The organism is Collinsella ihumii, assembly GCF_030385545.1.
Classification (GTDB): domain Bacteria; phylum Actinomycetota; class Coriobacteriia; order Coriobacteriales; family Coriobacteriaceae; genus Collinsella; species Collinsella ihumii.
Map to the genome: position 1 here is coordinate 1 of NZ_JAUEIQ010000014.1, position 23,765 is coordinate 23,765.

35 protein-coding genes and 1 tRNA gene are annotated in these 23,765 nt (G+C 57.7%); 3 read left to right on the forward strand and 33 right to left on the reverse strand.

Translation table 11 applies throughout. The features are described 5' to 3' along the window. From QVN30_RS10995 to QVN30_RS11155, 33 genes are all read right to left on the reverse strand, one after another. Nucleotides 1–1,503 (reverse strand): phage tail spike protein (locus QVN30_RS10995; RefSeq protein WP_289836385.1); only part of this gene is annotated, 1,503 nt, incomplete at its 3' end. Then, nucleotides 1,494–2,231: a distal tail protein Dit gene (locus QVN30_RS11000; RefSeq protein ID WP_289836386.1), complete on the reverse strand. Its 738-nt coding sequence runs from the start codon at nt 2,229–2,231 to the stop codon at nt 1,494–1,496. The genes QVN30_RS11000 and QVN30_RS10995, both read right to left, overlap by 10 nt. Continuing rightward, nucleotides 2,221–4,881 carry a hypothetical protein gene (locus QVN30_RS11005; protein WP_289836388.1) on the reverse strand — a complete coding sequence of 887 codons (2,661 nt, stop codon included), beginning with the start codon at nt 4,879–4,881 and terminating at the stop codon, nt 2,221–2,223. Before QVN30_RS11005 ends, QVN30_RS11000 begins: the two co-directional genes overlap by 11 nt. Before the next feature lie 286 nt (nt 4,882–5,167). Beyond that, nucleotides 5,168–5,575, reverse strand: a complete 408-nt coding sequence (locus QVN30_RS11010) for a hypothetical protein (protein ID WP_289836389.1) — start codon at nt 5,573–5,575, stop codon at nt 5,168–5,170. 19 nt (nt 5,576–5,594) lie between these two features. Next, complete coding sequence (locus QVN30_RS11015; RefSeq protein WP_289836390.1) at nt 5,595–6,182, reverse strand: major tail protein; 588 nt, start codon at nt 6,180–6,182, stop codon at nt 5,595–5,597. A 10-nt stretch (nt 6,183–6,192) separates the two neighbouring features. Then, a complete protein-coding gene (locus tag QVN30_RS11020) occupies nt 6,193–6,522 on the reverse strand; it encodes a hypothetical protein (protein WP_289836391.1) in 330 nt (109 codons plus the stop codon). Then, a complete protein-coding gene (locus QVN30_RS11025; RefSeq protein ID WP_289836392.1) occupies nt 6,519–6,890 on the reverse strand; it encodes an HK97 gp10 family phage protein in 372 nt (123 codons plus the stop codon). Before QVN30_RS11025 ends, QVN30_RS11020 begins: the two co-directional genes overlap by 4 nt. Next, entirely contained in the window at nt 6,883–7,194 is a 312-nt protein-coding gene (locus QVN30_RS11030; protein WP_289836393.1) for a hypothetical protein, read from the reverse strand. The genes QVN30_RS11025 and QVN30_RS11030 overlap by 8 nt, the downstream gene beginning before the upstream one ends. Further along, nucleotides 7,191–7,493, reverse strand: coding sequence for a head-tail connector protein (locus QVN30_RS11035; RefSeq protein WP_289836394.1), 303 nt, complete (start codon nt 7,491–7,493; stop codon nt 7,191–7,193). The genes QVN30_RS11030 and QVN30_RS11035 overlap by 4 nt, the downstream gene beginning before the upstream one ends. A 10-nt stretch (nt 7,494–7,503) precedes the next feature. Continuing rightward, entirely contained in the window at nt 7,504–8,793 is a 1,290-nt protein-coding gene (locus QVN30_RS11040; RefSeq protein ID WP_289836395.1) for a phage major capsid protein, read from the reverse strand. Between the two features lie 3 nt (nt 8,794–8,796). Beyond that, nucleotides 8,797–9,432 carry an HK97 family phage prohead protease gene (locus tag QVN30_RS11045; protein ID WP_289836396.1) on the reverse strand — a complete coding sequence of 212 codons (636 nt, stop codon included), beginning with the start codon at nt 9,430–9,432 and terminating at the stop codon, nt 8,797–8,799. Next, nucleotides 9,413–10,690, reverse strand: a complete 1,278-nt coding sequence (locus QVN30_RS11050; protein ID WP_289836397.1) for a phage portal protein — start codon at nt 10,688–10,690, stop codon at nt 9,413–9,415. Before QVN30_RS11050 ends, QVN30_RS11045 begins: the two co-directional genes overlap by 20 nt. Nucleotides 10,691–10,692: 2 nt before the next feature. Continuing rightward, entirely contained in the window at nt 10,693–12,321 is a 1,629-nt protein-coding gene (locus QVN30_RS11055) for a terminase large subunit (RefSeq protein WP_289836398.1), read from the reverse strand. An 88-nt stretch (nt 12,322–12,409) separates the two neighbouring features. Beyond that, a complete protein-coding gene (locus QVN30_RS11060) occupies nt 12,410–12,829 on the reverse strand; it encodes a hypothetical protein (protein WP_289836399.1) in 420 nt (139 codons plus the stop codon). Nucleotides 12,830–12,998: 169 nt separating this feature from the next. Then, on the reverse strand, nt 12,999–13,316 hold the full coding sequence (locus QVN30_RS11065; RefSeq protein ID WP_289836400.1) for an HNH endonuclease: 318 nt from the start codon (nt 13,314–13,316) through the stop codon (nt 12,999–13,001). Between the two features lie 18 nt (nt 13,317–13,334). After that, nucleotides 13,335–13,422, reverse strand: a tRNA-Ser gene (locus QVN30_RS11070). Nucleotides 13,423–13,521: 99 nt separating this feature from the next. After that, on the reverse strand, nt 13,522–13,971 hold the full coding sequence (locus QVN30_RS11075; RefSeq protein ID WP_289836401.1) for a hypothetical protein: 450 nt from the start codon (nt 13,969–13,971) through the stop codon (nt 13,522–13,524). Between the two features lie 10 nt (nt 13,972–13,981). Continuing rightward, nucleotides 13,982–14,422 (reverse strand): dUTP diphosphatase, encoded by a 441-nt coding sequence (gene dut / locus QVN30_RS11080; protein WP_289836402.1) that lies wholly within the window; start codon nt 14,420–14,422, stop codon nt 13,982–13,984. Next, nucleotides 14,422–14,706: a hypothetical protein gene (locus QVN30_RS11085; protein ID WP_289836403.1), complete on the reverse strand. Its 285-nt coding sequence runs from the start codon at nt 14,704–14,706 to the stop codon at nt 14,422–14,424. The genes dut and QVN30_RS11085 overlap by 1 nt, the downstream gene beginning before the upstream one ends. Nucleotides 14,707–14,717: 11 nt before the next feature. Next, a complete protein-coding gene (locus QVN30_RS11090; RefSeq protein ID WP_289836404.1) occupies nt 14,718–15,173 on the reverse strand; it encodes a single-stranded DNA-binding protein in 456 nt (151 codons plus the stop codon). Further along, nucleotides 15,170–15,493 carry an integration host factor, actinobacterial type gene (gene mihF, locus QVN30_RS11095; protein ID WP_289836406.1) on the reverse strand — a complete coding sequence of 108 codons (324 nt, stop codon included), beginning with the start codon at nt 15,491–15,493 and terminating at the stop codon, nt 15,170–15,172. The genes QVN30_RS11090 and mihF overlap by 4 nt, the downstream gene beginning before the upstream one ends. Further along, complete coding sequence (locus QVN30_RS11100) at nt 15,465–15,641, reverse strand: hypothetical protein (protein WP_289836407.1); 177 nt, start codon at nt 15,639–15,641, stop codon at nt 15,465–15,467. The genes mihF and QVN30_RS11100 overlap by 29 nt, the downstream gene beginning before the upstream one ends. Before the next feature lie 6 nt (nt 15,642–15,647). After that, a complete protein-coding gene (locus tag QVN30_RS11105; protein WP_289836408.1) occupies nt 15,648–15,845 on the reverse strand; it encodes a hypothetical protein in 198 nt (65 codons plus the stop codon). Between the two features lie 185 nt (nt 15,846–16,030). Further along, the gene (locus QVN30_RS11110) at nt 16,031–17,209 is read right to left on the reverse strand and encodes a tyrosine-type recombinase/integrase (protein ID WP_289836410.1); all 1,179 of its coding nucleotides are present in this window, start codon (nt 17,207–17,209) and stop codon (nt 16,031–16,033) included. After that, nucleotides 17,206–17,427, reverse strand: coding sequence for a hypothetical protein (locus QVN30_RS11115; RefSeq protein WP_022386145.1), 222 nt, complete (start codon nt 17,425–17,427; stop codon nt 17,206–17,208). The genes QVN30_RS11110 and QVN30_RS11115 overlap by 4 nt, the downstream gene beginning before the upstream one ends. 1 nt (nt 17,428) lies before the next feature. Beyond that, nucleotides 17,429–17,626, reverse strand: a complete 198-nt coding sequence (locus QVN30_RS11120) for a hypothetical protein (protein WP_289836411.1) — start codon at nt 17,624–17,626, stop codon at nt 17,429–17,431. Between the two features lie 153 nt (nt 17,627–17,779). Further along, nucleotides 17,780–18,061, reverse strand: coding sequence for a DUF3310 domain-containing protein (locus tag QVN30_RS11125; protein WP_087193611.1), 282 nt, complete (start codon nt 18,059–18,061; stop codon nt 17,780–17,782). Next, nucleotides 18,058–18,564, reverse strand: a complete 507-nt coding sequence (locus QVN30_RS11130) for a hypothetical protein (protein ID WP_289836412.1) — start codon at nt 18,562–18,564, stop codon at nt 18,058–18,060. Before QVN30_RS11130 ends, QVN30_RS11125 begins: the two co-directional genes overlap by 4 nt. 186 nt (nt 18,565–18,750) lie before the next feature. Then, on the reverse strand, nt 18,751–19,206 hold the full coding sequence (locus tag QVN30_RS11135) for a Lin1244/Lin1753 domain-containing protein (protein WP_289836413.1): 456 nt from the start codon (nt 19,204–19,206) through the stop codon (nt 18,751–18,753). A gap of 225 nt (nt 19,207–19,431) precedes the next feature. Next, nucleotides 19,432–19,710: a hypothetical protein gene (locus tag QVN30_RS11140; RefSeq protein WP_289836414.1), complete on the reverse strand. Its 279-nt coding sequence runs from the start codon at nt 19,708–19,710 to the stop codon at nt 19,432–19,434. After that, nucleotides 19,700–20,101 (reverse strand): hypothetical protein, encoded by a 402-nt coding sequence (locus QVN30_RS11145; RefSeq protein WP_289836416.1) that lies wholly within the window; start codon nt 20,099–20,101, stop codon nt 19,700–19,702. Before QVN30_RS11145 ends, QVN30_RS11140 begins: the two co-directional genes overlap by 11 nt. 189 nt (nt 20,102–20,290) lie before the next feature. Further along, on the reverse strand, nt 20,291–20,677 hold the full coding sequence (locus QVN30_RS11150) for a hypothetical protein (protein WP_289836418.1): 387 nt from the start codon (nt 20,675–20,677) through the stop codon (nt 20,291–20,293). A 17-nt stretch (nt 20,678–20,694) separates the two neighbouring features. After that, nucleotides 20,695–20,901 carry a helix-turn-helix domain-containing protein gene (locus QVN30_RS11155; protein ID WP_195535052.1) on the reverse strand — a complete coding sequence of 69 codons (207 nt, stop codon included), beginning with the start codon at nt 20,899–20,901 and terminating at the stop codon, nt 20,695–20,697. A 146-nt stretch (nt 20,902–21,047) separates the two neighbouring features. Here QVN30_RS11155 and QVN30_RS11160 point away from each other — a divergent pair, with 146 nt between their 5' ends. From QVN30_RS11160 to QVN30_RS11170, 3 genes are all read left to right on the forward strand, one after another. Continuing rightward, nucleotides 21,048–21,296 carry a helix-turn-helix domain-containing protein gene (locus tag QVN30_RS11160; protein ID WP_289836419.1) on the forward strand — a complete coding sequence of 83 codons (249 nt, stop codon included), beginning with the start codon at nt 21,048–21,050 and terminating at the stop codon, nt 21,294–21,296. Then, entirely contained in the window at nt 21,289–22,221 is a 933-nt protein-coding gene (locus QVN30_RS11165; protein ID WP_289836420.1) for an exonuclease domain-containing protein, read from the forward strand. The genes QVN30_RS11160 and QVN30_RS11165 overlap by 8 nt, the downstream gene beginning before the upstream one ends. 92 nt (nt 22,222–22,313) lie before the next feature. Continuing rightward, nucleotides 22,314–23,765 (forward strand): recombinase family protein (locus tag QVN30_RS11170; RefSeq protein ID WP_289836421.1); only part of this gene is annotated, 1,452 nt, incomplete at its 3' end.

Here is a 23,765-nt window from a genome sequence, read left to right on the forward strand (position 1 = left end):
GCTCGTCAAATCCCAGAAGTTGCGGCCCGTTTCGTCGGTCAGAAGACCGGCGCGCACGCGGTCGGCTCGCATGGTACCTGAGTTGATAACATCGGCTGTCACCATGCCGCCCGTCAGGAAAGTTCGCCAGTCCCATTGCCCATCAGATGTAAGCCCAGCAGCCAACCGCTGCCCGTGACCGTTGATGTTGATAGCCCACATGTTTGATGTGGCTTTTACCGGAAGACCGGTTTCGATGTTCAGCGGAACGTTGCTCCAGATCTCGCCAAGCTCGAACGTCTCGATATGGTAGGTTCCAACGGCGTTGAACTGAGCGTTGAGCGCCGCTTGAAGCTGCTTCAGCCACGATACCGACGTGCCAGCCGCAGCGTCGTAGAGCGCGTTTTGCTGGCTGTTGTTTTTAAGCGCGTTACTGACGCTTTGCCACATGTCGGCCATCGTGTCAGCAAGCGTCCCGAACGTGACGGTTGCGTTGCCGGTGAGCAGGTCGCGTTCTATCTGAGACACGCGCCCGTGAAGGCGCACGCCGTTCTCAGAAAAGCCCTTGTCGATGATCGCTACGGCATCGCCCACGCCCACGCCTTCCCATGATCGGCCGAAGGCGTAAAGGTCGATAACAGAAGCGGTGTAGGTTACCTTAGGCTCTTTGACCTGCTCTAGATAATCTTTAGTCTCCTGCAAGAGCTGCGCCGCGTCCTCGCACTGCTCATCGATGTAGGCCGCGACGGCTGGCAGAACGCCGCCCTTGCCGTCAGGGTGCCCCCATACGGCGGTAGCTTCGTCATCCTCCACGTAGTCTTTGCCGTTGTTGATATCGCCGAAGGTAAGACGGCGACCGTAGCCGCCGTTCTCCGTCTCTACGCCCTTGCCGTAGCCATAGACGCGTGTTTTCGGGTTGTCGCTCGCGACAGATCGCGTTACGGAAACAAGGTCTTTAGTCCACGTGAACCGCTTTGCGCTGTTCTGGTTGCCGCGCTTCGCTCGAATGCCGACGCTTCGGCTCACGATGCCCGCGCCGTCGTGGACGATAGTAGTTTCAAGCTCTCCGCCCCATCTCTCGATGATGCCTGCCAGTGCTTCGCGCACGCTCTCATGGTAGAAGGTGCGCGAAGCGCTGCCGTCCTGATCGCATGCGCCGACTGCCCAGCGCGTGCCTGCGAGAACCGAGGTAAGGGCTACCGCGACGCTGCCAGAAGGCCGTTTATCGTCTACCCAATCATCCCACGTCTCGTTAATCGAGTTGATGCAGACGGCTTGCGTGTCTGGTGCGCCGCTATCGTCGTGCGCTCGGTCGATAGTGTCAACAATGTGTTCATGACACACGCCTTGAAGGTCAACCCATACTATGCGGTCGCCCTTCACAAGGTCTTCGGCGCACGTGATATGCAGCTCGTCGGTTCCGTCCAGTGCGTCAGTATGCGTAGCGGCGCTCACCGTGAGCCGTCCCAGATTGTCACCCCAGCGGCTGAAGCGCGTGAAGCCGATACGTCTAATTAAAGCCATCGTTCCACCCACTCAAAAACAGCTGTGCCGCTCGTGATGCTCAGGTGGCATCGATCGCGAATCTCGAAATAATCAGAATCAATGGTGACGGGCGCGGTCTGGTTGTTCACCGTCGCGTGCTCGGTCTCCATGTCAAGACGAATGGTGCTCGAAGACGTGAGCGCGGTGTTGATTGCCACGAACTCGCCGGTATCGACGTTCGTAATCCGCCACGTGCTTCCAGCGGCGGGCTTCGCCGTCACCTTCAGGTGCGCCGGACGGTTGCCGCCCGCGTTCACGTAGACGTTACCGGCTGAAACCTCCATGCGGCGCTTCTGGCCGTAAAAGTCAGGGTCGCCGACATGGAAAGTCACGGTGGTAGTCGGGCAATCGTCGGTGATCTCGTCAAGGTCGGTGCTGCCGCTCACGATCGCGAGCAGATAGCGCGTCGGGTCATCGGGAAGGTAGAGCGGCGCTGGTTCGTCCGTCCAGAGAGCCGCCGCGAGCTTATGCCGCATCTCCGCGACCTCGCGGCGGTCCTCCGTCCTAAGCCAAATCTCAACGGGCAGGTCGTATCCTCCGCGATAGGCGCTCTTGAAGACCTCGCCATGCCGCCCCGGCACGCTCTCGAACGTCGCGTTGACGGTCGCCATGATTGGGCGGCGCACCTTGCAGTAAACCAGCTTCGATAGGTCGGTGCCGTTGAAGATGATTCGGTCGTGCTGGTTCCTAGTACGTCTAAGTTGCAACTGGCACCCCCCTTTGCTTCAACTTGCTTGCGATACCAGCGCCGATCTGCTGGCCCGTCTCGTATGCGTCAACGCCGTCTGCGACCGTGGCGTGCACCGTCACGGCGACGTTAACGGGCTGGCTCGGCGTGGCGTCGAACCGCGAGAAGGCGCGGTTCACCGACATTTCGATAAAGCCCTGTAGCTGCTTCTCTGGTGCGATGAACTCTCCGCCCGCTTCGCCAACGCCGACGATTGAAGGCTCATCGAAGTAGCCGCCGCGCGCATACCAGCTGATGCCGAAGTTAGGAATCTTCACGATGCCCAGAATGTCAGTCCATCCCGTGACCGAGATGTGCGGCAGTTTTGGCTTCGGGATGCTGATTCGCATTCCGCCGAAGGCGCTAACGATCTTTCCGGGGATGCCGCTGATGTAGTCCCAAGCGCTCTTGATCGGGTTTTCCATGAACGATCTGACGCTGTCGAAAACGCTTCGCACCTTGTCAGACAGACCGGGGAAGCCCAGTTTCTCTCCGATTCGGTCTGCGATGCTCACGGCAACGTCTTCGGCGGCGTTCAGCTTGCTGTCGATGCTCTCCCTGATCGCGCTATAGGCTTCTTCGGTCTTGCTCCGCGCTCGGTCCCAGTCGCCGGACATCGCAGCTTGCAGGGCTTCTGCCGCTGAGCTTCCGGCCTTCATGGCCGTGTCCATGTCGCTTTTTACCGTGCTCTGAATGTTATCGAACGTCTGAGACGTGTTGCTTTTAAGCGACTCCCATTTATCGGAAATCGTATCGAGGGCGCTTTGGGCAAGATTCCCGGCGTTCGTCTTCAGTTCCTCGAATTTCTGGCTTGCGGTACTCTTGACGTTCTCCCATGCGTCAGAAGCGCCCTGCTTCAGGCTCTCCCATTTCTGCCCCAGATCGTCAACGAGACCCTGCGCGCCAGCTTTCACGGTTTCCCAAGCGGAGCTGAAGGCATCTCCGGCACCGCTGAAGAAGTCGCACACGCCCTGCCACGCCGTCTGAATGAACGAAGTGAAGTCGGACCACATCTGTTTGCCAGTCTCGGTCTGCGTGAAGAACCATGTGAGACCTGCCACGGCTGCTGCCACGGCTGCGACTCCAAGCGCGATGGGGTGCGCGGCGATAAGCCCGGTGAAGCTCGTCCACCCGCTAGAGAGAGTGCCGGTAAGCATTCCTCCAAGCTCTCCGCCCTTTGAGACGATGGTTCCGAACCCGTTCTTTATCGTTGTCAGGAATCCGGTATCACCCATGACCTGCTTGGCTCCGCCCCAAAGCTCGCCTGCGGTCTTGAATGCGCCACCCACGCCCTCTGCCGCTTCCATGGTCTTACCGATCGCGGTTGTCACTCCGCCGAATGCGACCGCGCCGAGAGCGAGGTTGTTAACGAGCGTCTGCTGCTCCGGTGACAGGTTCTTGTACCAGCCTGTGACGGTTTCGAGCGCGGGCGCAAGCGTGTTAAGCAGGCTCGTGCCGATCTCGGTGACGGCGGTCTGCACAGGCAGCGCAGCTTCTCCGAGTTCCTGCATGGCCGCGTTCATCTCGTTCTGAGCGTCACGGGATGCAAGGAGGTCTTTGTTCGTCTCTTGGTACTGCTTCCCGGCTTCGCCATACAGTCCTGTAAGAGTCTCAGTTATGAGCTGAGAGCGCTCTTGCTCGTCTCCGCATGCGGCGAGGGCCGCGTTGAAAGCGTCTTCTTTCGTCTCTCCATCTGCGACGGCCTGATTGAAGGCGGCCTGAGCCGAAGAGTGGCCGGAAAGAGCGGCGCTCCATTGCTCGGCTGAAGCGGTTGACCAGTTGATCGCATCGGCAAGACCGCCCGTGACGGTTCCCGTATGCGCGGTTTCCTGAGCTGCTTCTGCTAGGTTTTCAAGCGGCAGAGCGTCGCCGAACGTCGCGTATGCGCCCGCCGCGATGTTCGTCCACTGCGACAGTTCCTGCTCGTTCGTCGTAAGTCGCGCGAGGTTCTGCGCCGCTTCGGTCGCGGTGTCGCTCTCGCCGATGATGCGGTAGAACATCGAGTATGCAGACGATGCCTGCTCGGCGGTGCCGCCAGCGCTCACCCACGCTGTTTCGAGCTGTCCGCTCTGCTGAATGGCTTCCTCTTGGCTCGATGCTAGCCCGGTAAGCGCGCCAGCCGCTCCGATGATTCCGCCAGACAGCGCCGTTCCAGCGCTCGAAATCTTAGACCCTGCGCTTGAAAGCTTGTCGGCGTTGTCCTCGATCGTCTGGCCCAGCTTGCCAAGCGCCGTCTTCGAGCCTTCGGCTTGTCTCTCCGTTTCCGCAAGCTCGGTGCCGTAGCTGTCAAGCTGGCGCTCGCACTGCATGATCGCGCGCTTCAGGCTGTCGTACTGCCGTTCTTCCTGAGCTGTGAGCTGCGCGCCGCTCTGCTTCTTGCTCTCTAGCTGAGCGAGCGCTTGCTTGTAAGCGTCAAGCTTCTGCTCCGTCTCGCCGTATGCCGAGTTGAGAGCCTTTACCTTCTGCTCTAGCAGCTCGGTGTTGCCGGGGTCGAACTTCAACGCCTTGTTGATATCGCGCAAGTCGCTTTGGGTGTCGCGCGATGCCTGCTGAACCTTCTTCAGGGCGCTTTGCAGCTCGGTAGTATCGCCACCGAACTTGATAACAAGCCCCTTGTAAGTGACCGCCACGTAATCACCCCTCTTCGGTTGTCAAGGTCCATGAGTGCTTGAAGCAGCGCGCCCGCCCTCGCGGGTGCGCTGCCGTCAAGAACTCACTTCATGTCATGACCAGAACGCGGCTTCGGCCTTGCGCGCCTTCTCGTCCTCGTCGTAGTGCGCCGCTGCGTCGGCGTAGAACGCGTTGAGTTCCAGAAGGTCTTGCACCTGCCGGTAGCTCATCATGTGAAGGTCTGAGAGCGTCAGCCCGCATTGCTGGCAGTTGTAGATGTATCGCGCGTCGCACGCGTCGCTAAGCTCACTTGGCAGCGGCGGCGCTTTCCTCTTCGGCGGTCGCGGCTTCCACGTTCTCTTTCGCCGAAGGAAAAAAGTTGTCCTCGACAATTCGCATCACGTCGGAAGCCCAACCGTCCTTGCGCTCCAAGTTGTACGCGTCCGATGGGAAGGAAGAAACCCACTCATCGAATCCGGTATCGAACTTAGGGTTTGCCGTCTTGATGCACGCGTAGAAGATTTCTAACATCGGGACAATAGCGGGCACGTCGCTAGTCATGAGAGAACCGGCAATCTTAGAGACCGCGTCCGCAATGTCCTTCGGTCGCTTCCTTCCTCCATCGACAACCTCATTGAAGCATCGAGAATAGGCAATCGGTGTGAATGCGTTGAATGTCGCTTCGTAGCTCTTTTCGCCAACCTTGATAAGCATTCGCTACCTCCTATGCGGTCTACTCGGTCTTGTGCGCAAGCTCGATATCGACCGCATCAAAGAAGGTGGCGTAATCGGCAAGGCCGGTGAAGCTGTCGTATCCGCTCGTGCGAATGTCGGTGCTCGGGATGGTTACTGGCCGCCATGTGAACGGGTAATCGAGCTGCGTAATCTCCGGCGTGTCCTGAATGGTGTTAAGCTCCTGCGTCGGCTTCGAGAGCTGGCACATGAGAAGACAGCGGCGGCGACCGAGGACGTGCCCCGGCTGCTCGCACATGAAGGCGAACTTCTTAGGCGTGCGGTCTGCGCTCAGGATGGTTCGCCCGTCCTGAGCAATCTCGTAGCCCACGAGATCTGCGATGAGCTGGCGAAGCTCTACCGTTCCCTCGGTGTCGTAGAAGCTCATGGTTCCGCTTCCGCCGTTGTCCTGCTGCTTGTCAAGCCACGGTTCGTTGTCCGCGTAGCTCGTTGCCGTCTCAACGGACGGCTCCATGCTGATAGCCACGGTTCCAGCTACGTGCACGGGGTCTTCGTAGGTAAGCGCGTCTTCGTCCGTGCAGATCGCGAAATGCGAGTTCTTCACGCCGAAGAATCCGTTTCGTGCCATTTGATGTCTCCTAACTCTCGGCGACGTTCACGGTGAACGCCGCTTCGGTAAGCTCTTCTGAATCAATCTCGGTGATGCCCAGCGTATAAGGGCACTCGGCGGCTTCGAGCGCATCGCGTATGCGCTTCTCGGTCGCGTAGTCTCTGTGTCGTGTGTAGAGCGCGATATCGTAAGGCATCCACGACAGGTAGGGGTTGTTGTCCGCGTATGCCGCTTCGTTGTATCCGGCGACAAGACACACGAACGGCGGTGCCGGTTCCTCTCCGTCAGCGAACTTCTGGTTCGCCCATGGGATACCCAGAGAATCGAGCACGGCGCAAAGCTCCTTTAGCTCGATCATCGCCCGTCGCCTCCCATATCCGCGAACTCGCGCGCCACTTGGTCTGCCACTTCGGCGATAACGCCGTCACCGGGAACGTTGCCGTAATACTTTCCGGTTTGGTTCTTTATGGCATGTCCGTTTTCCAGAAGATGCGTGAGCTGGTAAACGCGGTTGTGCACCGTGCATTCGGTGCCCGTCTCGTCGGTCTTAACGTCTGCCTTCCAGCCCTTCTTGTAAGCGCCGGTTCGAACCTTGCTTCTCTGCTTCAGTAGCTTAACTGCGCGCTTCCCGGCTTCGCCCGCGTTCTCCGCGAGCGCGGAAACGTTATCGTCCACGCACTCTTTCATGCAGCTTCTGACGAATCGCTCTATGCTCTGGTCAGCCACGGTCGCCCACCACCTCTGCGAGCGTCAGGCGCACGAAGTCGGGGCTTGACCTGTCAATGCGCGCGACCGTGAGCCGTGCGCCGTCGAACTCGACTAGCCGCTCGCCGTTGTATGCGCTCTTGCGAATCTGCAACACGGCTTCAGGATGTATGCCAGCGGCAGCGGCGGCGTAGTATGCCGCGTCGCCCATTGAGAAGACGTTGCAGAACACTGTGCGCTTGGTTTCCTCCGTCTTCTGCACGCCGTATTCGTCCTTCTTGACGATCTTTGCGATGAGCTGGCACGTGCCAGCCCACATGCTCATGACGCGCCCCCGAACTCTGAGCTTCCGCGCATCATGGTTAGCAGATCGTCGAAGCTCTGAGTAAGGCGGTCGGCATCGGGGTTGTCCATGCCGAAGTTCGCCTTGCAGTAGACCTTCACTGCGAGCCGAACCGTACCGTTCGAATCGTCGGCGGCTACGTCAGCGGCAACGCCGCCCGCGCGCATCGCGGCGCGGGCGGCTTCGATGAGGTCTTCGATCTCAGCGTCAAAGTCGGTGCAGTCGGCGGGAATCCTCAGCGCTTCGCGGCACGCGTCAAGCAGCTTCGGCTTCTCTGCCATGCGGGACCTCCTAAGCCTTGACGCCGATGGTGAGCTGAACGAAGCCCTCCGGGACGGCAAGGCCGCCGTCATAGAGCATGTAACCGTCAATGGCCGTGTTCCAGCTGCCGTCGGTGAGCTTGACGGCTTCGACGGTCGGGCCATCGAACAGGTTGCCGCGGAACAGATCGGGGTAACCGATCATGATAACGCCATCGGCCAGCCCCTCTTCGCGCTTGACGATGCTTCCGAAGATTCGGCCCTCAACGGTCGGGTCTTCGTCCTTCTCGTTGACGAAGTAGGCGCGCTTGTTCGCGTCCTCGACGGCGGCAATCTGGTTCCAGATGGTCTGCTGGTTGGCGTAGACGCGAGCGCCCTTGGGCGTGGGGTTGCCAAAGGTCTTCAGAAGGCCGAAAGACTTCAGGAAGTCTGCCTTTGCGAGCGTGCCAGCGGTCGCGCAGTTAATCTTGTTTCCGGTAGCCATGCCAAGCGAGCTGTCAACGAGTCGCGCGAGAACGACTCCGTTTGCGGCAACGCCGCAACGGGCGCTGACCTCGCGTGTGATGTAGTTGCGGAAGCTGTCGATGCTCTGAATCATCATCTTTCGGGACAGCGTGACGCGCTTCTTGATCTCGTCGCCCGTGAGGGTGATGCGGTCGAAGGTGTTCTGCTCCTCGTCGGTGGGCGCTACGCCCTCACTGGTCTTCGCAGCATCGCCCTTGGTGATGCTCTTATGACGGATAAGCTCGTACTGGTTGCGCATCGTGTCGCGGGTTACGTCGCTGAAAATGGCGGTGCTGTTGTCGATAAGGGCGATGATCTCGTTCTTCAGCTCGACGGGCACTACCTCGTCGGTGTTCGCCGTGGTGACGGTGTAGGCGGTCCGCTGCTCAAGATGCGCGAGCGCGGAGCGCTCGGCATCCGTAAGATCGTTGCCCTCGGTCAGGCGAACGCCCATCTGAGACGCAAGGCGCTTCAGGAAGCCGCGCGTCTCGGCGGCGCGGTAGTCGGTAACGTCGCGCACGTCGGCGACGCTTCCACGCGCGGTCGCGGAGCTTCCCAGCGGCACGGCATCGACCTGCCGTGCGGCACCGCTCGCAATGGCGGAGCGGGCGGCTGCGACGGCGGCGGCGCGCGTCTCGCGGTTCTTCTCGGCGGCTGCGTTGCGCTTCTCGATCTCGGCGGTAAGCTGGCTCATGCGCTCTGCGTCCTGCTCGGTAGGCTCCTGCGCGGTGCCGTCCTCTGCGGGCGCGTCGTACTTCTCGACAAGCGCCTTCAGCTCGTCCACAAGCTCCTGCGTGGTCTTGTTCTCGTCTCCCATTTTCTAAACCTTTCTGCTATTGGCGATTGCCAGCGTTGCGCGGGCTTTTGCCAGCGCGTACTTACGGCGCGCAAGCTCCTTGCGCGACTGCTCAATCGCTCCGTTGAGCAGGTTTCTTGCTGATATCTCGGTGTTCGGGTCAGCGGGAAGGCTAACGGCTGAAACGTCGTAAACCTTCTTGACCCTCGTAATGGTCGTTGTGTGCGTCTCGCGGTCGTACTCGTCTGCGGCTACCGTGAAAGCCCATGACATGCAGGTGACAAGCTCTGCCTGTATCTCTTCGTAGGCATCGCGCGCCGCCTGACTTCTCGAAAGGTCGGCGGCGATGAAAAGCCCGTGTTCGTCAGGCTCCACGATGAGTGTTCCGTTGCTCATGCGCGCGAGAACCTTCCCCGCATGGTCAAACTGCATAATCACGTCTGACATGTCGGCTTCGCGCAGAGCGTCGGGGCTGATAATCTCGGTGTACTTAGTGCCGTTAAAGTCCTCATAGAGCACGTAGGGATCGTTGAATGTGGTTGCGTACCCCTCTACGTAGTAATCCGTGTCGAATCTCTTCTTTGCCCCGCCGTCAATTGTTCTCACGCTGAGCGGAACGGACAGGTTTCTGTACTGCCGCTCACTTGGTTTCGCTGGCATCGTCTACCTCCTTTGTATCTCCGTAGCCACTGCTCACGTCGATTGCGGCTATGTTCGCGTTCGTCTGCGCCGCCTGCGCGGCCTGTTCCGCCGTGTGCTCGCTGATGAGCGCAAGGTCGATGTACTCGCCGCGTATGACGTGGCGCTCTCCGCCGTCGTAGTGAGCGGATTGGAACACGTCAGCAACCTGATTGCCGCACCAGATGCCACGGTCGAAGAGCGCGACGGCGACGTTAAGCTTCGTCGTGTTGCTGGCGAACTCTAGGCGGTTCGCGCTGAACATGACCGAATTCCCGTGCGCAATCTCGTTTGCCGTGTACGTCATGGACGTGACCACGAAGCCCAGCTGAACGGCGAACGGCTCGATTCTTCCTTCATAGAAGCTGTTGAAGGTATCTTCGTCTGCCTTGTTCATCACTATGTCTTCGTTAGAGCCGAAGAATCTATAAGCGCTTTTCTCTATCCGCTCCATCTGCTCTGCATCGACCGTGTAGCTCTGCGGCGTTACCTGCTCAACGTCGGAAAAAATCTTGTCGTAAACAGCGATGCCGCCTGCATTGTCAGCAGAGAGCTGAGCATTGAACTCCTTGCGCGCCTTGTCTCTGTCTTCCTCGTTTCGGTTCTGGCTGAGCTTGCCGATAAAACGAATCGCTGCGCCTTGCTTGATAGCCGCTTGCTCAGCTTCGTTCTGAGCGTGCATAAGCTCTAGCGTCGGCTGAAGTACATTCGTCCCATCGCCGAAAAGATCGCTGCGGTACTGGTGCCGCGTCATAACGCCAACGCGCGACCACTCAACAAGCGTTTCATCGCCAGTTGGGAACGTGAGCATGAGCCATAGCGCGCCGTCAACGTCATAGGCGGTGCATTGCCCCGGAAGTATCGGGTAATACCCGGTGATGGTAGAGCCATCGTCTGACAGCATGGGAACGATGAGCGCCGTGTCGTTCACCTGAAGCATCGTCCAAACGCGCTTGATGAACTGAGGGGTTGTCATCCACGGGTTAGGCTGATGCGCGAGCGCTCGGGCTGCTATCGGCTGAGCGGAGCCGGAAACCTCCGGCTTCAGCTTGCTTGCGTGGTCTGCGCCGCTCTCGATGATGCTGCGCGTAAGCTCCGCTTCGTAAAGCCCGCCCTGCCATGTCGTAAAGCTCGGCGCATAGGCCGTGAACGTGCTGAAGTAACCGTTTACGGCTTGCATCTGCGGACGGTGGAACACCGCATCGAAGAGCGAGCGCACGAACGGTTGTGATCTGCTCAACTCTAACCTCCTATCATCGCGCGGTAATCGTCCGCAATGTTCTTCATCGCAATGAACGCGTCGCACTCAGCCGCCCACGCGTCTATGCGGTTGCGCGGGTCTTGGTTCTTCTTGTCCGGCTGAATGTTTCCGTTAACATCAGTTCGAATGGCAACGTTTGAGCGGCACCATTCGGCAATCGGGTTGCCGTTGTCCACGATGCGCCCTTCCTTGTAGAGCGCTCGAAGCTCCTTCATCGGCATAGACAGCGTTTGCGCGCCCTGAATGACCTTTTGCAGGTTGTCCGCGCCGAAATAGTCTTCGTATGCTTCGACGGTCGGAACGTCGCGCATGTGCCACGGGTCATAGCCGCACGCGACGGCATAGATTCCGTACTTGTCCTGAACCTCGGCCACCCAATCTAGAACGTCGCGCTTGTCCATGATGGGCGTTTCGCACGTTCGCATAAGCCCGCGCGCAATCCACGCGTCGTAAGGCACGCCGTCGCGCCCTCCGCGCCGCCCCTCGCGCTCCGCTTGCTCCAAAGCGCGAAGCGGAATCCACGCCATATGAAGCGCGTAGATGTTCGGGTCGTTCGGTCGCTGCATCAGAAGGCACGCTGCGGTAAGGTCGGTCGTGTCCGCCGCGTCAACTCCGAGAACGGCATACGTAAACGTCCCGTCGCCGGGGTCGAACATCGCTTCGTTGTGTATCTCAGCCCACGTCAACCAAGCCTGAGACTGGTTTTCAATGAGGTTGAAGTCTTTAACAAGCAGCGTGGGAAGGTATGTCGCATCGTCCTTCGCTTTCGAAACGTTCTGGCGAAGCGCCGAAAGCGATTTGATGGTTCCAAGACCGGGATTCGCCTTGACCCAAGCGGCTTCGTCTTCCCATTCCTCGCGTTCGTCCAGCTCGAATACGAACGCGATGAAGCGCTCTGCCTTCTCGCCGGTCGCCTTACCGTCAAGCCATTTGGTCGCGTACTCGTATTGGGCATCGAAGATGCTGTTTCGCACGAAACCGTTAGTCGTGATCTCCAACACGAGCGGTTGGCGGCGCGCAGATGTTCCCTGCATCGTCAGGTCGTACAAATCGCGGTTCTTCATCGCTGCCAGCTCGTCAACGATAGCGCCGGAAATGTCCAGACCGTCTAGGTGGTTCGTGTTGGCGCTCAGTGCCTTGATGGTGCCCATGTTCAGATCGCAGTAAAGGTCTGCAACGCGCTTGCGGATGTGTTTTGCGAGCGCGGGGCTGGTCTGCACCATGCGCCACGCGTTGTTGAATCCCTTTGCCGCCTGATCGTGGGCGGTGGCGACGTTGTATACCTCCGGCGCGCCCTCATCGTCGTTAACGAGCAAGTCAAGCTCTATCGCAGACGCAAGCGCCGTCTTGCCGTTCTTGCGCCCCATAATCCAGAGCACTTCGCGGTACTGCCGCACGCCTTCTGCGTCAACGAAGCCGAAGACAACCGACAGAATGGCGCGTTGGAAAAGCTCTAGCTTGAAATCGTGCCCCAAGCGCCCGGACGGTAGGCGGCAGAAGCTTTCGATGAACCGAACGTGCTTCTGCGCGAACTCTTCGCGGTAGTGGTACGGATAGAGCGGGTCGGTGTTGTCCATGTCGCGCAGGACGTGGGCGGCAACCTGCTTCATCTTCTCGCACGCTATGATTTCGCCGCTCAGTATGCCGCCGAAGTATTCGCGTATCGCGCGCTCGCACGAGCCGCCCTTAGACTTCGCCCTAGTACCGCGTTTCATTGATGAATTCAATGAGCGCGTCGGCAGCGGCGGTGCCGTTCGGCATCATGTCGGTAAGCTGCTTCACGCCGCGCGAGAACGTGGTGAACAGCTTGTTGTAAGCACTGAATCCGGGGTGCTCGCGCAGCCCGGTTTGCCCGCCGCCGTTGTCGTACTCGGTAAAGATATTCTCGTAGAGCAGATCGGCGCGCGCATCGTCAAGCTTGACCTTCAGAAACGCGAGATTTGCGAGCAGCGGCATGACGGCTTTGCGCTTCTCGTCAGGGATTGCGCCCTTGGTGATCTCGCGCAGCTTCTTCAGCTCGCTATCTACACGCTTCTGCTTCGAAGCTGGCCGATTCGGCGGGCTATTTCCAGCAACTCTTGGCGAAACTTTCGAAGTATTGACCACTTTTGCCGCCATCGCAAGACCACCCCCTTTTCAAAATCCGGCGCGCACATGAAATTACCTCCCGGCGTTGGTCCCCACGGCCATTTTCGATTTTTCGAGACCGGGGGGATTGTCTGACGGGTTTACCTGCGGTTTCTAGTCCGCGTTCCTGTGCTTACCCTGCGTGTGTCGTGTTTGTGCATCAATCGCCAAGCGCTATCAAATTGCCGTCGCTATCGAAGGCCAGTCCCTTCCTTGTCGCGCCTTGCCTTATCCATCCATGAACCTTCTTATGGCATCGGTCGCATAGACTGACTAGGTTGCTCGGGTCGGTCGCAATGCTTGGGTCGCTGATGTTCGCTGGCGTTAGCTCGATGATGTGATGCACCATGACGGCGGGCGTGATCTCTCCTTGCTGCAAGCAGTGCTGGCATAGGTGAGCGTCACGCGTCAGCGCCGCGTCTCTTGCGCGTTCCCAGTCGGCGGACGAGTAGAAGGCGCGCGAGAAGTCCTTGGCCATGGCGCACCCCCTGAGATGTGGCGGAGCGTGTAGGATTCGAACCTACGGGCGCTGGCGCGCCGCACGGTTAGCAACCGTGTGCAATAAGCCCCTCTGCCAACGCTCCAAACAAAAAGGCCACGAGCGCAATTGCCCGTGGCCTTACTACCTAATCCACCATACCGAACTTTAGCATAAGTAGGGAACTGAAGGGAACACTCATTTTTCAGGCGCTCTTTATGTGCGCCCATCCTACGCGGTCGATGAACTCAAAACCAACTTCGCAGAGCTTGCGGCACCACTTCTGCGAACACTGCATGATTTCCGCTATCTCGCCCCATGTCTCGGCTTGGCAGTAGTACATGCATATTGCGTCGGCGTAGTGCGTACCCTTCAGCTTCGCCAGACCACCGCGACCGTTCGCGCCGTATAGAATTCCGCACGCTTCGTCTAGTGCTTCCTCGGCATCGGCAATGCGCTGCCTAAGCTTGCTCTCAAAGTCGATGCGCTGCGATACGGATTCCATCGGGTCGCTAAAGTCTCCGCTCCCGCCGCCAGCCTGATAGCTCTGCGCCTTGGCTCCTTCGCGTGCCTTCATGCGTTCGAGCATTTCCCGCGCCTTGTCAGTCTTCACCACCTCGGCGCGGATTCCCTCGAAATACTCCTTGGCTTTCAATGTTGCCCACCTACTTAACGCCCGTGCTGCCGAAGCCGCCCGCTCCGCGCTCGGTGTCGCTCAGCTCATCGACCGGTACGAGATCGCACGGAACGTAAGGCATAACGACAAGCTGACAGACGCGCGTTCCCGCTTCGAGCGTCACCGTCTCATAACTCTGATTGATGAGCGCCGCGCACACCTCGCCGCGATAGCCGCTGTCGATAACGCCAACGCTGTTCGAAAGTGTGATGCCACGCTTTGACGCAAGGCCGCTGCGCGGAAACACAAGCCCGACGCATCCGCTCGGAATCTCGACGGCAAGGCCGCAACCGACAACGCACTTCTGCATCGGTTCGAGCGTGACAGTCTCGGTAATGCGAAGGTCAAGCCCAGCATCGCCCTCATGCGCATAGCGCGGCATCTCGATTCCCTCATTGACCTTCTTAGCGCGAAGCTTCCTGCCAATCATTAGCGCACCCCCAGAACATGACGCGTTACGCGAACGCTTCCGGCCTTAACCCATTTGCCGCCGTAGTTTTGCCCGGCAGGTCGGATAACGACCTTGTTTCGGTGGCTCATGGCGACAACCTGATATTCGCTGCCCTCATGCTCTACCGTGTCGTTTAGGAAAACGAGCTTACCCGCCGAATCGACCGGGAACGAAGCGGCGCTGGCGTATGCCGCGACCTCCGGCACTAACACGACATAAACGGGCTGCTTGATCTCTGCGCCCTTCTTCTTGATTCCGAACATCCTTCTTCCTCCTAAAACGGTACGTCATCGTCGTAAAGGTCGGGCGCTGCCGGTTGCACTGGCGCAACAGGCGACGGGTCGCCGGTAGCCATCGCAAGACCGGGTGCGGCTGCGTTCGCTGGTGCTGGCGATTGAGCATCGCGCTTGTACTGCATCAGCTCCACGTCATCAACGCGCACCTCCCAGCGCTTGATGCTCTGGCCGTCCTTCTGGTAGCTGCGCGTGTGGATGCGTCCGAGAAGCGAAATCTTCGTGCCCTTGCGAAGCCACGGCGCGAGCGCTTCGGCGCGCTTGCCGAACATGACGCAATCAGGCCAGTTGGTATATTCGCCCCACGTTCCGTCTCCGTTCGGCGTGCGCTCGTTTACCGCGAGCGAGAACGAAACGACGGGATTTCCGCCCTTCGTATAGCGCAGCTCGGCATCTGCTCCGAGATTGCCCGAAAGCGTGATCTTGTTTAAGCTCACTTCGCACCTCCGAACAGTTCGACAAGCGCGGCGCGCTGGTTCGCTCCAAGCCCCTTGATGCGCCGAGATTCGGCGATGTGCAGGCGCTTCATGGTCTGCTGAGTGCGGGCGAACCCGTACTCAGGTGCCGCCTTCAGAAGCGTGAAAACCTTCATCCGCGAAACGGTCTCGTCTTCGAGCGCCATATTGAGCACGTCAACGACACTGTAAGAGCCATCGGCGACACCCTTCAAGATTGCAGCCCTGCGCTGGCGTGCGGCCTTGGCCCTTTCGAGGTATTCGCGGCGCTGCTCAGTTGTCAGATTCGGAATCATCTTCATAGCCTTCCTTCTCGTAGGTAATGTACTCGTATCCATGCGTCAGCTTGACGGGCGGCGTATAGCCCTTCAGCGCTTCGTCAACGCTCTGCGTCATGAGATCGCGTTTGAGCCGCGCCCAGTCATCGTCGTTTAGCTCGATGGTCTTCATCGCACCTCACTTCTTCGTGATGCGGTAGGTGCCGGAAACCTTCAAGCCTTTAAGCGTTCTCAAAACGTGTTCGGCATGCTCCCGTCCGAATACCTTTATCGACTGTTCGGGAATGTTGATCTCATACACCGTGCTTGATTCGACCTTCTCGCGCTCCCACTTCGTCTTTAACGCAGCTTCGGTGCGCTTCATGGCTTCCTGCATGTCCCTGCTCAGATCGGGCCGCCTAGGCTCCATCGGTCCACCTCCGTTCACGATTGCCTGATAATTACTTCTTATCCGGCACAGGCTGTCTAAACCCGAACCGAAAGCGGCGGTCTATCTCGCGTTTCGTCCTCGGTCGCCGCGATGCCCGAAAACGGCGTTTTGGTTCACCTTTGGCACACCTCCTAACCCGCCGCACGGCGCTTCGCTTCACTGAAGAGCTGAGCCGCCGCCGCGTCTCGTCCGGGCATCAGGTGGCCGTAGATTCGAAGCGTCGTTGCTTCGTCCGCGTGCCCCATGCGCTCCGATAGCGTCTTCAGGTCGCAGCCGTTGGCGATAAGCCACGAAGCGTGCGTGTGACGCAAGCTGTGAAACGTGATCTCTCGCGGCAGTCCGCATGCGTCGCGTATGCGGCTGAAAGCCCGTGAAATCGTCGTTGGGCGCATATATGAGCCGTCTAGCGTCACCAGTGGGCAATCTGCGCCCAAACGCCCCAGAACGGCGCTCTGAAGCTTCGTGAAGGCATCAATGACCGCGATATCGTCTTGCGTAAGCGCGATGTTGCGGCACTTGCGGCCTTTGGTGACGTTGCGGCGATAAGGCTTCTTGCCCTTGCCCTCAATGACGTTGCCGCCGACGTGGACGTAAGACAGGGCTCGCTTAACGTCGATGCGCTGCACCGCGCAGACCTCGCCAACGCGCATGCCGGTAACGAGCGACAGCCACGAAGCGAAGGCGTAGACGGCGGCGCGGTAATCGGCCTTCGTCTTGATCTCCTTGCTAAGCGCGCCCTCTAGCTTCTCGTTGAAGCCCTCGAAGTCCCATTCGGTGAGCGCCGAAGCTTCGTGTCGTTCCGGCGATGGTTTGGCGACGTACACCAGCGGGTTAGCGTCGCAAATGCCAGCGTCTACGAAGTGGTTATAAGCGCCGCGCAAGAAGTTGTGGACGTTGATAACGCTATTGCGACAAAGCCCTTGCCCTCCTTCGTCCTTTGCCATGAGCAAGCGTTGCTCAAATCGGTTGAAGTCCATAACGCCAAGATCGCGTGCGTTTGCGGTCTTCAGGTAACGTGCGACGTAGCGGCAGAACAGCCGATAGCTCTTAATGCTGTTCGGGCTTGCGCCGTTGCGCTCGCGCAGTTGCACGTAGTCTTCGAGCAAATCGGTCAAGCGGGCGCTTCTAACCGTTCCGTCAGCCGTCACGTAAGCCGCCCACGTCTCAGCGAGGGCTTGCGCTTCCTCTTCGGTTGCCGCATTCGGAAACCGCTTGTAAGGGCGAATCGCCTTGCCGTCGATGCTGCGACCAAGGTACAACCGGCACTCGAAAACGCCATCTGCACCGCGCTTGACCTTAACGCCCATCATGACCACTCGCAGTTTTCACGAATCCGCGAAGGGCAGTTATCGTCGTGGCAGTCCGCGCAATCCAACGGCTCTTTCCTGATGTTGAACTCAACGATTCGGTACTTCAGAGAAAATCGGATGAGCAGCAGCAGGGCATGAGCAAGCGAGTTGGTAAATTGACCGTCCCAGAACGGGCAAAGTCCGCTCATCGCGCCGCGAACCTCGTACTTGCCGCCCATGCTACTTGCCAACCTTCATGAACGCGCGCATAACGCAGGTGAGCGCGAACACGACGAACACGGCAAAGGCGATAAGCCCGAAACCAGCGCCGAAGAACACGCCAACCGCGATGCTCACAACGAGCGCCAGAACGGCAAAAAGGACGATTGCGGCGCACCCGAAAGCGCCCTGCTCGATCTCTCTATCTTCTTTCAGCATGTGAAACCTCCTAAAACGTGAGCGCTATAAGCGCGAGAAACACTAGGAACAGCGCGATTGCCAAAAGCGCTTGATAAGCCCAGTAACAGACGCACCAGAACGCGGCTACGGTCGCGGCGGTGGCAATGGCGCAAAGTACGATCTGGTAGCGCTTCACTTCTTGCCTTCCGTCTCGGAAATCAGGTAGTCGATGCACTGCTTGCACTTCTGCAAGTCCTGAACGCCGTTCTTGCGCCGCCAGCGCCAAAGGTATTTGAATGCGCAGCCCCACCAGTAGGCCGATTGGGCGGGCAAGGCGTACTGGTCGCCGCTCATCATCGAGCGCATAGCGTCCATGCACTCAATCTGGCCGTCTCCCGCGTAATGGTCGGGATGCTCGACGGCATCACCGCGCGAAAGCTCGCCAAGGCTCTTCGCGTGCTTCGTCTCAATCATCGGTAGGTAACTCCAATCATCCACTCGCAAACCCACTTGTGAAACGCTCTGAGAAATGGCTTAACGTTCGTGTCATCAGCCCAGCCCGCAATGCCTATGAATCCGTCTTCGTTGAACGAGATAGCCTCACGGCCTGAGAAATAGAAGCCGCTAACTCTCAGAAACGCGCTTCTGATTCCTCTACCGCCATCGGCAAGGTTGATTTGCGGCTGGTACTTCTTGCGATAGCACGGGTGCATTTCCATGTGCTCGCCGTTGCGCTCATGCTGCGCATACTCGATTGCAAGGAATCCTTCGAGCGCTCGAATGTCGTTCGTCGTGATCTGCTCATAGGAAAGCTTGCTTGCGAACAGCTCGCGCGCGCCGTCTCGTGTCGTTGGCGCAATCATGCCGTCACCCCCATTTCGTGCCATTGTTGAAAACTCTGTTGAAAACCTGTGGAAAGTCGTTTTTCTGGCGCTCGAATGAGCCGCACAAAACAAGACCGCAAAGAGAAGAAGCAAGAGAAGAAACCTTGCTTGTAGAGTTGACTAACAAGCAAGTACGGTGGGTTTTGGTTTTGGTTCAAGGAACCAAAACCCACCTTGTCTTGTTTTGTATTGTTTTGTTTTATGGTTAGGCGAACATTTGCGAGTGGGTTTAGCCAACCTAAAACCAGCGGTTTTGCATTGGGTTTGCAAGTCATGTCTTTACACCTCCTGACCTGCTGAATCGTTGTTCTTTGGGTTCTTGCGCGGTCTTCCGCCCTTGCGACCGTTTGCGCGTTGGCGACCGAAATAGAGCGCGTTTTTGAGCATCCGAAAGTTCGTCAAGAAGCCGTCAGGATCGCGTTCGAGCAGCCCTATATCCAACAGCTCTTCGACAAAGGATTTGCAATCTTCAATCGCCATGTACTCATCGAACGCGCCAGACTGTCCGAAGCCCAGAACGCCCGCGAGAATAAGCGCGTCTTCCTCCGTCTCGAAAGCGATACGGTGCCCCTTGGTAGCCGCCAGATATTCGCAGAGCCGCCACCAGCGCCCGTAGCCGTCATAGCCCCGGCGATGAATGAGCCGTTGGCACTTCACATCTTGCGATGCGTTGGAATCGTGCGAGAAGAAGGCCATAGGCTCTTGTGCAGCGGTCGTTTCCTCCCGTGTAGGCATGTAGTCACCTCCTAACCGTCTTCCTCGCCGCACATCGCGTCTGGCGCGCCCTGCTGGTGCCATCCGTCCCATACGCAGTGCCCGACTTCGCGGCAGTTCGTCCAAACCTCGTGACCTCGGAACAGGCAGCACGTCTTGCCGCGCCATCGCTTCGCGTCGAAGCCGCATGATTCCGGGTCTGGCATGGGCGGTTCTCCGAAGTCGAGCGGCAAGGTTTCCTGTGCGCTATTCCTCTTCATCGCTTGAAATGTCGTAGGCAATCGAGCTGCCAACGTAGGTGAGCAGCTTTTGCATGTGCTTAACGGCGCTAGGCTCAGGCTTTGCGTCCTCTTCAAGCAGGGTGTCAACCCATGCGAGGGTGCCGCGAATGATCGCGAGCGTTGAGGGCATGTCGATATCGAGCGCTTCGCCGGTCTTCTGGTTAAGAAGCGTCATGCTCCCGTTCAGCGCGAACGTCGCTGCGCCGACCTTGGCGATGGTGCCCGTGATTTCCTTACGCTTCATCTTTCTTCTCCTTGTCGAACATGGACGTTCTAAGCTCGATGCGCATTTCCGGATGCCGCTCTAGCAGCCATCGCGCGAGCAAAGAGCTGTCGCTGTTGTTGATTCCGTAGGTGTGTTCGTTGCCCTGATCGTCCACGAAGGGCACTCCAACGAGCTTCACGGTGCCCTCGTAACGCTGCTTCTCGATGAGGTACTTAGTGGAGACGCGAAGCCCGCGCGCGTCGATTGCGAGCGCCGTAAGCTCTATCTCGCGAAGCGCCTTCGGGTTCTTCTCGCACCACTCCTTGAACAGATAGCGCCTGTCGGCGACCTTTAGCGGCATCGAGTAGACGCGCTGGCGCTCTTCGCGCATGACGGCTTCGAGCGGTTGCGCGTAGTTATCGGTGTCCATGCGGGCACCTCGCTTCGCGGCTCATGACGCGGCGCAAGGCCGCTTCCGCTTCTTCCTTGGTCGCCGAGTGCGGAACTGGTAGAAATACGCGCCTGTAGAGCGCGACAACCCCGCTGTTCTCCGGCGTGTAATTCGTTTCCTCGATGTGAGCCATCCAGAAGCCGCATTCGTCGCGATAGACGTATGCCCTCATGACCAGATCACGCGCCACAAGACGCGCCCAACCACGACGTAAAGCGGGATGAGAAGCCACCAGCCCACGCTTTCGCATAGCCAGAGAAGCGCGTTGCATGCAAGCGCCGGGATGATTCCCGACATGGTGAGAGCCGCGAGCGCATACAACCCCCAGCGCTTCCAGCGCGGCATGCGCGCTATACTGTCTTCTGTCAATTGCGGCCTGCAATTTGACGCGCCCGTTCGAAGTTGCCGCTTCGGGCGGGCATCTTTCTTCGCAGCCATTCGCGCGTTTTCGCAACGGCGCATCTGCACCACTGGCGCTGCGCAGCGCTTAGGCCGCACGGTTTGGGCATTCGTAATACCACCTCCAAAACCAACGGTTTTCTTATCGGTTTTCACGTTTCGAAACCTCCGCTTTAGTTGCTCGAAAGAGCGACGATGCCCAAAAGCTCATCGGCGGTACACTCATAGAGCTTGCAAAGCTCTATGAGCATGGGCGCTGTCGGCGAAGTCTTGCCCGTCTCCCAATTGCTAAGCGTCGTGATAGAAACGCCAAGAAGGGTCGCGGCCTTCTGAGCCGTAAGACCTTTCCGCTCGCGCGCTGCCTTATAGTTCTCGCTCATTGTTCACCTCCAATCATCCGAAAGAGAGATGAAATAAACCATACGGCTTATTTCGGGGCAAGCAAAAGAGTAAGCCGTATGGTCTAGCGTGTCAACAATAATTTGTATACAATTAGCCGAGACGGTTACGTTTGATAGGGGTTGCTATGGATAGCACCGAAACAAAAAAGCTCATTGGCGCTCGAATTGCCATCGCACGCAAGGCTAATGGCTTCAACCAAGATCAGCTCGCAGAAGAGGTCGGCGTTCATAAGCAGACGATTTCTAGATGGGAAAGCGGGAAGCGCGCGCCCAACGGCGAAGAAGTAAGGCTAATTGTCGAAACCCTGAATTGCTCTGCTGACTTCATCCTTGGCTTGACGGATACGCTAAAGATTGGTGGCGGAAATGACTAGAAAAGAGAGGTTACAAGCGATTGACCCAAAGAAGGTAATCGTTTTTGATACCGAGACAACCGGCTTGAACATCGGCGGTTCTCGTCGCGATGAAATACTGTCCCTTGCTGTCATGAATCTTGACGGTGACGTTCTGTTTTGCGACCTATTGAAGCCATCAGAGCGCAAAAAGTGGCCTAAAGCAGAAAGCATAAACGGAATATCTCCGTCTATGGTGAAGGACAAGCAGACGATTATAGAAAGGCGTTCGGAAATTGAACCGATTTTCAAGAGCGCCAAGCTATACGTCGCATACAATGCCGATTTCGACCTAGGTTTTCTTCGAGCTTCAGGCTTGGACATACCAGATCGTCAGACGTTTGATGTGATGAAGGAGTTTGCGAAGATACACGGGTCATGGGACGGCGCGCATGATGAATGGTCATGGTGCAAGTTGGAAGATTGCGCGGCTTTCTACGGATATCATGACTTCGGAGCGCATGACGCGTTGAACGACGTAAGAGCAACAGCGCATTGCTTCAATTCGATTCTCGATGATTTTCTTTTTGGTGAGCCGCGCCGCCGCCCGAAGCGCGTAAAGGATGAGTTCGGCGATTCCTATTTCGAGTATGGCGACGAAGAGTTTAGAAGCATCGTTTGCAGCGGCTATGCCGCTTCATTGGCTGATGCTGGCAATGCAAACAACGCACCGTTAGCGAACGAAAACCAGCAGCAAACAGAGCATGAGAAAGACAGTCTGAGCAATCAAACAACAAGCAATCATGCCATGCCAGATCATCGGAATACGAATAAAGCGCTGGTGTTAATCGGCTCCGCTTGCGCATTAGTTGGGCTTGTAATTGCTGTTTTAGGCGCTGCAATTGTCGGCGTTCCAATTGCGATATTGGGCGCTTTGCTTGCCTTTGGGTCAAAGGGAAGGAAATAGAAAACCCTGCGCGGCTTCTTGGCGGTCGGCGCGCAGGGCAAGTGCAAAGAACGAAGCGCAATAGCGCACTCGCTCTAAGGGGTGATTTTAGCATGGTGAAGAACCGAGCTGCCATATACGCGCGGTTCAGCTCGCACAACCAACGCTCAGAAAGCATTGAGATACAAGTTGAGAACTCGCGCGAATACTGCGAGCGTGAAGGCTTGCAGGTCGTGCGCGAATACTGCGACTATGCGCAGACAGGGCGCAACGTAGATCGAGCAGAGTTCCAACGGATGATGAGCGATGCGAAGCTTGGTCTATTTGATTTTGTGGTGATTTACAAGGTAACTCGCATAATGCGCAACCGCGATGAAATGGCATTGGCGCGAATCATGTTGCGCAAGGCCGGTGTAGAAATACTTTATGCGGGCGAAGAGATAGCGAGCGGTTCGAGCGGAGTTCTTCAGCTTGGAATGCTCGAAGTTCTCGCAGAATGGGAAAGCGCAATAGACAGTGAGCGTATTAGAGACGGAATCCAGAAGAACGCCGAACGGTGCATGGCTAATGGTCGCACTCTCTATGGATGGGATATCGTAGAAGGACGCTACGCCATCAACGAACGAGAAGCAGCAGTGCTTAGGCGCATGAAGAATCTTTTGTTTAGCGGTAACTCAGTCGCAGAGATCGTGCGCGCCGTTGACGGTGAGCGCAGCAAGCGCGGCGCTAAGTTCAATCAGGATACCGTCACGAAGCTTCTAAAGCGCGTGCAGAACGCAGGTGTCTACAAGTACGCAGGGCATGAGGTAGAAGACGGCATGCCCGCCCTATGGTCACAAGCAGAACAGGACATGATAAACAGCATCCTTGGCGACCGTCACCGCCCACGAAGGAAGATTGATAGCGCATTAGAGTTCCCGCTTAGTGGAAAGCTCTATTGCGCTCGATGCGGTATGCCAATGGCGGGAACAAGCGGAACCTCTAAGAATGGCTCTGCCTATCACTATTACAAGTGTCGAAAATGCCGCAGGACGGTTCGCCGAGACTTGATAGAAGATGCAGTGGTCGATATGACTTATGAAGCCGTAAAGCAAACAGACGTGAGAAAACGAATTGCAAAGACGCTTGCTGGCTACGAAGCTGAGCGGGTGACCGAAGAAAAGCCCGAAAGCTACTTCATAAAGAAAGAGATTCGGCGTATAGATACGGCATTTGAACGCATCTGGCAAGCGATAGAAGACGGCATAGCACCGCCAGGTGGCAGAGAGCGCACAACCGAGCTGAAGCGCCAGAGAGCGGAATTAGGAGCCCGCTTGCGTGTTGCCGAGCAATCGGAAGCGCTAGAACCATCGGTTGGCGATGTGCTTTTGTGGCTTGATGATCTCGCTAACGACACAACGCCTTTGGAAATCCTCAATGAGTTTGTCCGATTCGTTGAGATAGACGGCAAAGATGTAACCGTCTACTTCATGTTTGACGAACTGCCGGATGATTTCACGCCAAAACAGAAAAAGGCCGAACACCCTTGCTACCAAAGGTGTTCGACCAATTCTCTTATGGTGGAG